Origin of the sequence: Pantoea sp. CTOTU49201, assembly GCF_032054795.1 — a bacterium.
GTDB lineage: Bacteria > Pseudomonadota > Gammaproteobacteria > Enterobacterales > Enterobacteriaceae > Pantoea > Pantoea symbiotica.
The window spans coordinates 1-9718 of record NZ_DAMBSA010000155.1 but is presented as its reverse complement, the minus strand read 5'-3'; the positions used below and the strand labels follow the sequence as shown (position 1 = coordinate 9718).

The following is a 9718-nucleotide window of genomic DNA, read 5'->3' as shown; positions in this document are numbered from 1 at the left end:
ACTCACGGTTGCGAATCTGGATGGATCGATTACTGCTCTTTGCCTTGCGTATGATGACATGCTTCAAGCCAAAGTATCGATACACGATACGCTGGCTCAATATCTTGATGCAAAAAACTTTGCTGAAGGTAATGCGGGTGCCGATCCTACACAGGAAAAGCTGAAGGTATTTTATATTGACAGCAAAAGTACCGAAACTAAAAGGCAGGTGGAATTTACACTGAGCAGCCCAATGGATTTGCAAGGGCTGATGATACCTACGCGGCAATTACATTCAATATGTACATGGTGCATTCGTGGTAAATATCGTTCAGGTGATGGGTGTGATTATGCCGGTACAAACTATTTTGACAAATTCAATAATCAGGTAAGTGATCCTTCACTGGATGAATGTAGCGGTACGCTCACTGGATGCAAGAAAAGGTTTGGCGAAGGTAACGAGCTATCGTTCGGTGGATTCCCGGGCACTTCGCTAATTCGGAGCTGATTATGCGCCAGAAAACCATTGATGCGTTATTGGCTCATGCGGCTGCTGAGTATCCGCGCGAGTGTTGCGGCGTGATAGTGCAAAAAAGTCGAGTTGAACGTTATTTCCCATGCCGAAATCTGGCACCAGAGCCAACAGAGCAGTTCCATTTGTCGCCAGAGGATTATGCCTCGGCAGAAGATAGGGGAACTATAATCGCCATCGCTCACAGCCACCCGGATGCAACAACACGACCAAGCCCACTTGATGAGTCAATGTGTGACGCCAGCGGCGTGCCATGGCACATCGTGAGCTGGCCGGAAGGCGATCTTCGCACGATACAGCCGCGCGATGAGTTGCCGCTGCTCGGACGCCCGTTCGTGCTTGGACATTCTGACTGCTGGGGATTAGTCATGAGCTACTTTCGGCAGGAACACAGTATAGAGTTGCCCGATTACCGCGTCGATTATCCATGGTGGGAAGACCAGTACACCGATGATTTCTACAAGGATAATTGGCAGCTAGCAGGGTTTACTGAAGTTAAGGGTGCGCCGCAGGCAGGTGATGTGATTTTAATGCAGGTTCAATCCAATAAGTGGAACCACGCAGGCATCATGCTGGATGGCAACATGATGTTGCATCACCTTTACGGTCGAGTTAGTAACCGAGTGCCATATGGCGGCTACTGGCTCGAAAGAACAATGAAGATCGTTAGATATGAGAATTTATCGTGATGCCATGCTACGATTTGGATTCAATACAAGGAGGAGTTTATGGGAAACAGCGATTTAATTTGGACGCTAATAATCTGCGTAATTTCTATCATCATCTGGTTCTACGTTAATCGGGCTAGCGTCAGAGCCAATCGGCAGGTTGAATTACTTGAATCAATAGATAAAAAACTTTCCAAATTAGTTGGAGAGAAAGCCCCTGATAATGGCGCACTGACTTCAGCAGCCAAAATCCTTGAAGATGCGAGGAAAAAACAGGGGCTATGATGAAAAAATTAAATTCTAAAGCATCCATTATATTCTTGGCGTTCTCCCTAAGCGGGTGTATGGCAAGTTCTTTGGAAAGCCAAGCTCCAATATATTCTGGGCATTCAAATAAAAGCGTAGATGCTACTAATCGTTGCCTCGCGCCTAAGTGGGTAGAGCTAAGGTCTTCAGCTACCAGTATACCAACTGAATCAGGATATAAACTCATAGCTTCCGATGATATTTTTGGAGCACTCTCTATCGCAAAAATTGACACTAACCCAGCAGGTGGGAGTGATGTGACGGTTTATGCGGTAGCAAGAGGTTTTAACGATCATTGGGCTACTGCTGCCAGAAGCTGTATTTAATGATTTGTTGAGGTGACCATGTCTGCGCATTGCGAAGAAATAATGACGAGAATTGAATTAGGTGCAATTCTTGGAATGACTTTTGGAAAAGTCCATTATCGCTTGATATCGAAAACGAGTGAAGCCATCCGTGCATTAACTGCAACAATAAGCGGATTTGAAAAATTTCTTATTAATAGCAAAAAACGCGGGCTGACATTTGCAGTTTTCAAAGGAAAGAAAAATTTAGGTGTAGATGACTTAGAATTTCCAGTAAATGGAGAAGTGATACGTATTGTTCCTGTAATAATTGGTAGTAAAAAAGCAGGAGCGCTACAAACGATTATTGGAGCTGTACTAGTTGTCGTTGGTGTGGCTGTTGGCTATTTTTCCGGAGGAACTTTATCGGCGGTAGGATACGGGATGGCAAAAGTTGGAGCAGCCATGATGATTGGTGGTGTAGTGCAAATGCTATCACCCCAAGCAGCAGGTTTAGCCAGCAGGCAGGATGCCGACAATCAGGCGTCATATGCGTTTGGCAGCCCTACTAATACAGCATCTCAAGGCTATCCGGTTCCTCTTCTATACGGTCAGCGGCGCATAGGCGGCGCGATCATTTCCGCCGGTATTTACGTCGAAGATCAGCAATAAGCGCAACTAAAATCACCTCACCTTAAAGGTCGCTTCGGCGGCCTTTTTTTATGGGCTCAATATGGCAAAAGTTACCCACATAAAGGGACGCAAAGGCGGCGGTTCGGAATCCCGCACGCCAACGGAACAGCCGGACGATCTCCAATCAGTGGCAAAAGCAAAAATACTGCTGGCGCTTGGCGAGGGTGAATTTGCTGGTGGATTGACCGGACGACAAATATTTCTTGATGGCACAGCAATTGAAAATGATAACGGTTCGCAAAACTTCAGTGGTGTAGCGTGGGAGTTCCGGTCGGGCACCCAGGCGCAGAATTATATTCAGGGTATTCCTGGCACAGAGAATGAAATATCCGTTGGCTCAGACATTCCCAGCTCTACAGCTTGGGTTCGTACATTTACGAATACCCAGCTTTCCGCCGTTCGTCTGCGCTTAAAATGGGCGGCACTTTTTAAGCAGGAAGATAATGGCGATCTTCATGGCTATAGCCTTAATTATGCGATTGACCTGCAAACCGATGGTGGAGCTTGGACAACGGTAATTGACACTTCTGTAACCGGCAAAACGACTACAGGGTATGAGCGCAGTCACCGTATAGACTTACCGCAGGCCGGAAGCACATGGACTATCCGATTGCGTAAGATCACGCCAGATGCCAACAGTGTCAAAATTGGCGACACAATGAGTCTGCAGAGCTATACGGAAGTTATTGACGCAAAACTTCGCTACCCTAACACCGCGCTTCTGTATATCGAGTTCGACTCCAGCCAGTTCAACGGTAGCATCCCGCAGATCACATGCCAGCCGAAAGGCCGCGTGATTCGGGTACCTGATAATTACGACCCAGTTACGCGCTCTTATTCCGGCACATGGCTTGGTTCGTTTAAATGGGCATGGACGGATAACCCGGCGTGGATATTTTATGATTTGGTGGTGACTGACCGTTTCGGATTAGGTGATCGCCTAACCGCTGCTAACATCGATAAGTGGACTCTTTATTCTGTTTCGCAATATTGCGATCAGATGGTGCCTGATGGCCGAGGCGGCAGCGGCACAGAGCCTCGCTATAAGTGTGATGTTTATGTGCAGACTCGTGCTGATGCTTATTCCGTCCTGCGTGATTTCGCGGCAATTTTCCGTGGCATGACGTACTGGGGAGGCGATCAAATTGTTTCCCTCGCTGATATGCCGCGCGATGTGGATTACAACTTCACTAATGCTAACGTGGTTGACGGTGATTTTGCCTATCAAAGCAGCACGACTAAAACCCGCTACACCTCAGCACTGGTTTCATGGTCCGATCCTGATAACGGCTATTCTGATGCGATGGAGCCAGTATTCGAAAAGGATTTGGTCAGCCGATATAAGGTATTCAATCAACTAGAAATAACCGCAATAGGTTGTACGCGTCAGTCCGAAGCCAATCGTAAAGGTCGCTGGGGCGTTCTGACCAATAACAAAGATCGCATCGTGACGTTCTCTGTTGGTCTGGACGGTGATATTCCGATGCCTGGTTACATTATTGCCGTTGCTGACGAATATCTTTCTGGTGTTGTGGCTGGCGGCCGCATCAGCTCAGTTAATGGCCGGGTTATTACCCTCGACAGAACACCAGATGCTAAGGCCGGCGATCGCTTGCAAGTGAATTTGCCAAGCGGCGTTGCGCAAAGCCGGACGATTCAAAGTGTGGCCGCTAATGTTGTCACAGTGACCACTGCGTTTTCGCAGGTTCCTGAAGCCGAATGCGTATGGGTGGTCGAGTCAGCTGAGCTTTATGCTCAGCAGTACCGAATTACCAGCGTTGCTGAAAACGATGATGGCACATTCACTATTACTGGCGCGGCGCACGATCCGGACAAATACGCGCGTATCGATACCGGCGCAATAATTGATGATCGCCCGATCAGCATCATTCCACCTGGCAATCAGCTCGCTCCAACCAATATCCTTATCGATTCTTATTCCGTGGTGTTGCAGGGAATCAGTGTCGAGACAATGCGTGTTCAGTGGGATGCGGTTAATAACGCAATATCCTACGAGGCGCAGTGGCGGCGCAATGATGGCAACTGGGTTAACGTCACACGCAACTCGACCACCTCATTTGAGGTGCCAAGCATTTACTCTGGTCGTTATCTGGTACGTGTTCGTGCCATTAACGCCGCAGAGATTTCGTCTGGATGGGGTTATTCACAGGAGAAAACGTTAACAGGTAAAGTCGGTAATCCGCCGAAACCGGTGGGGCTCACTGCACTGGGAATCAACTGGGGGATCACGCTTACGTGGGGATTCCCGGCAAACACCTCCGATACACTGATGACGGAGGTTCAATACACTGCAAACGCTGATCAATCCAACCCCGTACTCCTTGCTGACGTACCTTATCCGCAATCAACTTATTCGCAGCTTGGTCTGCGCGCTGGTCAGGTATTCTGGTATCGAGCTCAGTTAGTGGATAAAACCGGCAACGAATCCGGATTTACTGACTGGGTGCGTGGCATGGCAAACGACCAGGCATCCGATTATCTGGAAGATATCGCTGAGGACTTTTTCAAATCAGAAGATGGGCAGGCACTGCTGGAGCCCATAATCACCGATCCCGAAGCGATTCTGAAAGACATACTCGCCAACTATGATGCGGTTGATCAGCAGTGGGCGCAGTATGGTGAAAACCGCGCTGGAATTATTCAGGCACAGAAGGTTGCCGCAGATGCCCAAAGCGCAGTAGCCCAACTGCAAACAGATGTTGTAGCGCAGTTTGCACAGCAGCAGGCGGCTATTCAGGAGAAGTTCACTGCTTACGCTGACATAGACAACCCATATGCAGTCTGGACGTTAAAAACCGGTATTCGTTACAACGGCGTGAATTATGACGCAGGTTTGTCTGTGGCCACGACGGTTACAAATGGGCAGGTTCAGACACGCGTTGCTGTGAATGCTAACCAGTTCATCGTAATGAGTGGTACTGGCGACAACCGTTTTTCACCATTCGCTGTAGTCGGTGGACAGGTGTTCATGAATAGCGCGTTTATTCAGGAGGGCACGATAACTAACGCGATGATCGGGAACTTCATCCAATCCAATAACTATGTCGCTGGCAGAGCAGGGTGGCGTCTGGATAAGGGCGGCGGGCTTGAGATAAACAATAACAATGGTATCGGTGGCGGGTCGGTACTTAATGGGAACGGCCTGGGTGTTTACGACCCAAATGGTATTGAGCGAACATTTATAGGAAAACTGAGCTGATGGCAGATGTGTATGGAATTAGGATCACACCTGATGACGGCGGAAAACCATTAATACTTGATGGGTCTGCTCGTTTCATTTCCTCACTTGGTTATCTTGAATTAAATGGAGTAAACCGAAGCCGTCAGGTAAAAGCGCCCACGCCGGGCGCTACCCAGTTAGTTGTGCCGCGCAATTTAGTAAGAACGTTTGTGGGTGTTAATGGGCCGAGCCGAATCTTTTATGTAAAAAGCTATAACCTTTCCGCGTCAGGCGTTTTTACATTTGACGTAGGGGGCCATCAGGATGCGCAGACATCCCAAAATGCATTCGGTTTTGTTGATACTTTTTCTGTTGATGGAGGCGCTGCACTTGGAAGCAGTCAATACGGAATTCGTATCAGAAACGGTTCCGATTTTCTCAACCTGAACGACACGACCATGCTGGGTTTTGTTACTTACAGAGCAACGGTGAATATCAGCGGTAGCTGGTCTATTCCTTCAGATGTTGTCGCAAAAGGGAATTATGTCTGCTTTGTGCGGTTTAATGGAGGAGACAGAGCTTTATATCTTGAACGCGGCAGCAACAGAATTGATGTATATGGACCGGGTGGGACGAGCGGCGGGGCAATTAATGGTGTTCAAATCGTTATTGTATCTTGCGGGTTTTCACCAGGATTACCCGGTTCGGGCTATGGAATGGTCATCCGAAATTCAGCTGGCGTCATTACGTTTAGCAGTAGATATGCGCCGGTGATATGGACTGGTGGCACTTATAACTTTCCGGCATACGAAAACACTGATACCAGCGATGGTGAGGTGCTGCAGTGGATATCCCCATCAATAGCCATGTCGCAACCGATGATTCCTCTTTGTAGCATCGGCTCACAGAGTGGTGCACAAACCCGATCTGATGGGACATGGCAGTACAGACCGATCATGTATTCAGCCTTCAAAATGGATGGCTATCAGGTTTCTTGCGCGCGAGGACCAACGACTGGTGAGGGTGCAAAAACACTTAGCCCCAAAGCAATGCAAGTGGGATGCGCCATACCATGCATCGACGCTTCTAATTATTTTTAAATAATTAATCTCATAATAACCCGGCCATCGCGCCGGGTTTTTTATTGTCCGGAGAAAACTATGCCAGCAGGCACTATTGCTTTAACCAATAATTCAGCAACGGTAACTGGGACAGGTACCAGCTTCACGACCGAATTTAAGGTCGGTGATTTTGTAGGCGTTGTTGTAGGCGGCGCACCTTACACAATGATTGTCGCTTCCGTTGCATCGAATACTCAGCTTTCTTTAAGTGTGCCATTTAACGGGCCAAGCGCCTCAGGATTAGCTTGGTATGCGGTTCCGGCTTCATTAAAGATTGCCATCACCCAGCAAACATTAAATGACGTCGGCACGAATGCACGCGGCATGATTCTGCAGATGGATAACTGGCAGAAAATTTATAGTGATGCGGCATCAGTGACAGTCACGCGTACAGACCGTAGCACCTTCACTGGCCCAAGCTGGGGATACATGTCCACTCAGTTCGGGAACAAAGCCAATACTGCTGATGTGTTAACCAAAGCCGATAATCTTTCCAGCCTTACGGATAAATCGGCTGCGAGAACCAACATGGGGGTTGCCTACGGCACAACTGCAGGAACAGTTGCGCAAGGTAATGACTCAAGGCTGAATACTGTAGGAAATAAAACAGGCGGAACCATAAGCTCAGCCGTAACGATTAATGGTATAACTCAGATTCCCACTTCAGGAGCATATTTCTATAGCTCTGGATCGGTTACTGAGTCAAACAATAACATGACAACTATCGGAATGCGGATTGCTGGCAACAGCTCGGGTACCGACATTTATTTAAGATACAACCTGGTAAGTGGCAATTATCATGCCTTTCAACTTGTACAAAGCTCAGCTGAAACTTTCAGAGTGCAAAGCAATGGCTATGCCTATGCCACATCATTCAATAACACGTCCGACAGCAACCTGAAATTTAATAAAGAATTTATCGCTGATGCACTTCTTAATACCATGTCTATGCGAGGCATGAGTTACTCTCTTCAGGGTTCAAGAAAGGCAGGTGTAATCGCGCAGGATGTTCAGAAATTTTTGCCTGAAGCCGTATCAACATCTAACGATCCGATCGTGCTTGAAGATGGCACAATTTTGAATGAAACATTGTCTCTGGATTATAGCGCCATTGCCGGCTTGCACACTGAGGCGATTAAATCCTTCATTCCGCTAATGATGGAGATGTTGATCAGTCCTGAATCAGCGAAAGAAAAGTTAAGCAGTTTAATATCTGCCATCAACACCTCATCAGAAGATGCAAATCCAACGGATCTGAAAATGGAATGGGCATTGCTAAATCCTCCAACTTCGCCAGTGATGGAGAATCTTGTTGAAGAAGATGAGCATGAAAACTCACATGAAAATGGCTCCTAAAAAAGCCCCGGCGACGGGGCAGTTTAATACCGCGTCCATCTTCATGCAGGCTGCGGGTGTAACATTGAGGTTAGACCATTTGAGCCGTTTCTCATGTGATTACCTTGCTGCAGGCGTACGTTAGAACTGCAGACCAAGGAGGCGTTATGGAAAACCTACTCAACAAAGAGGCTCAACATGAAGTGGCTCGCATAATCGGCGATGCTGCGATAACCGTTCTTGCAGAGAAGCGCCCGCTATCGAGAGATGCTCTGATGCAAGTGATTCTCGTTGAATCAAACCAAGAGCCCAACATAGCCAGAGACATCGCCCTGCATCTGCTTGAACGCTGACACCAGCCGGGCGGCATTGTCGCCCACCTAAATTTCCTTCCCCACCAATCCCTTCGCAAAAACTGCAATCAATCGACTTGATCGATCCTATAGATCGATATTACTGTATTTATATACAGTATCTATCAGGGAGGGAGATGACCATGCCCCGCGATTACGAAATTAAAGACGCCTTCAGGTTCGCAATCAAACGCGATGCCGCTGGCCGCTATACCGTCACCACGCTGGACTTTTGCAGTGAGCTTAAGCGCCTGAACTGGCATTACACGCCACGGCAAGCCAATAACTGGATTGAGGCTCACAAGTCAGTATTCCGGGATATTTCAACATCGGAAGGTGATGAGCGCGTGTTTCAGGTATTCAATCCAAACGGCGGCATGTGATGTTTGCGCTCGTTGACGTGAACTCGTTTTACGCCAGCTGCGAGACGGTGTTCAGGCCAGATTTGCGCGGTAAACCGGTTCTGGTTCTCAGCAACAACGACGGCTGTGTGATCGCCCGCAGCGCGGAAGTTAAAGAGCTGAAAATCCCGATGGGTGCGCCTTACTTCAAGCTGAAAGACGAAATCCGCCGGCACAAGATTCACGTGTTCAGTAGTAACTATGCGCTGTACGCCGACATGTCGAACCGGGTAATGACAACGCTGGAGCAGATGGCCCCATCGGTGGAGGTGTATTCAATCGACGAAGCATTCCTCGACCTGACCGGCGTTCGTAATTGCCGCGTGCTGGAAGACTTTGGTCGCGAGGTGCGTGAGCGAATCAAGCGAGACACGCATCTGACCGTCGGTGTAGGCATTGCTCAGACCAAAACACTCGCCAAGCTTGCAAATCACGCTGCTAAGAAGTGGAAGCAGACCGGAGGCGTCGTTGACCTGTCGAATGTTGACCGGCAGAAAAAGCTGATGGCGCTGGTACCGGTAGAGGATGTCTGGGGCGTCGGCCGCCGCATAAGTAAGAAGCTGAACGCGATGGGCATCATCACCGCCAAAGACCTGTCGGAGCAGAGCACATACATCATCCGAAAGCACTTCAATGTTGTGCTGGAGAGAACGGTGCGCGAGTTGCGCGGCGAGCCATGTCTTGAGCTGGAAGAGTTCGCGCCGACGAAGCAGCAGATCGTTTGCTCCAGATCGTTCGGTTCACGCATCACCGAATATATGGATATGCGCCAGGCGGTTTGCTCATATGCCGAACGCGCTGCCGAGAAGCTGAGGCGGGAGCGCCAGTATTGCCGACAGATAGCGGTGTTCGTCCGTACCAGCCC

The 9718-nt window shown here is 48.6% G+C and carries 11 protein-coding genes; all 11 read left to right on the top strand.

The window, feature by feature from the left end; genetic code table 11:
* Window positions 1-487: phage minor tail protein L (locus tag RTY00_RS12455; RefSeq protein WP_312664664.1), on the top strand; the 487-nt coding region annotated here is incomplete at its 5' end.
* Window positions 488-489: 2 nt separating this feature from the next.
* Window positions 490-1200 (top strand): C40 family peptidase, encoded by a 711-nt coding sequence (locus RTY00_RS12450; protein WP_312664663.1) that lies wholly within the window; start codon window positions 490-492, stop codon window positions 1198-1200.
* Between the two features lie 39 nt (window positions 1201-1239).
* Window positions 1240-1464, top strand: coding sequence for a YebO family protein (locus tag RTY00_RS12445; protein ID WP_312664662.1), 225 nt, complete (start codon window positions 1240-1242; stop codon window positions 1462-1464).
* The gene (locus tag RTY00_RS12440; protein WP_312664661.1) at window positions 1461-1811 is read left to right on the top strand and encodes a hypothetical protein; all 351 of its coding nucleotides are present in this window, start codon (window positions 1461-1463) and stop codon (window positions 1809-1811) included. The genes RTY00_RS12445 and RTY00_RS12440 overlap by 4 nt, the downstream gene beginning before the upstream one ends.
* 42 nt (window positions 1812-1853) lie before the next feature.
* Complete coding sequence (locus RTY00_RS12435; protein WP_312664660.1) at window positions 1854-2441, top strand: tail assembly protein; 588 nt, start codon at window positions 1854-1856, stop codon at window positions 2439-2441.
* A gap of 61 nt (window positions 2442-2502) precedes the next feature.
* The gene (locus RTY00_RS12430) at window positions 2503-5682 is read left to right on the top strand and encodes a host specificity protein J (RefSeq protein ID WP_312664659.1); all 3180 of its coding nucleotides are present in this window, start codon (window positions 2503-2505) and stop codon (window positions 5680-5682) included.
* Window positions 5682-6743 carry a DUF6453 family protein gene (locus tag RTY00_RS12425; protein ID WP_312664658.1) on the top strand — a complete coding sequence of 354 codons (1062 nt, stop codon included), beginning with the start codon at window positions 5682-5684 and terminating at the stop codon, window positions 6741-6743. Before RTY00_RS12430 ends, RTY00_RS12425 begins: the two co-directional genes overlap by 1 nt.
* 60 nt (window positions 6744-6803) lie before the next feature.
* Window positions 6804-8120 (top strand): tail fiber domain-containing protein, encoded by a 1317-nt coding sequence (locus tag RTY00_RS12420; protein ID WP_312664657.1) that lies wholly within the window; start codon window positions 6804-6806, stop codon window positions 8118-8120.
* 146 nt (window positions 8121-8266) lie between these two features.
* Window positions 8267-8452 (top strand): hypothetical protein, encoded by a 186-nt coding sequence (locus tag RTY00_RS12415; protein WP_312664656.1) that lies wholly within the window; start codon window positions 8267-8269, stop codon window positions 8450-8452.
* Window positions 8453-8595: 143 nt separating this feature from the next.
* On the top strand, window positions 8596-8835 hold the full coding sequence (locus tag RTY00_RS12410) for a DNA polymerase V (RefSeq protein WP_312664665.1): 240 nt from the start codon (window positions 8596-8598) through the stop codon (window positions 8833-8835).
* A partial coding sequence (gene umuC, locus RTY00_RS12405; RefSeq protein ID WP_312664655.1) for a translesion error-prone DNA polymerase V subunit UmuC occupies window positions 8835-9718 on the top strand: 884 nt, incomplete at its 3' end. The genes RTY00_RS12410 and umuC, both read left to right, overlap by 1 nt.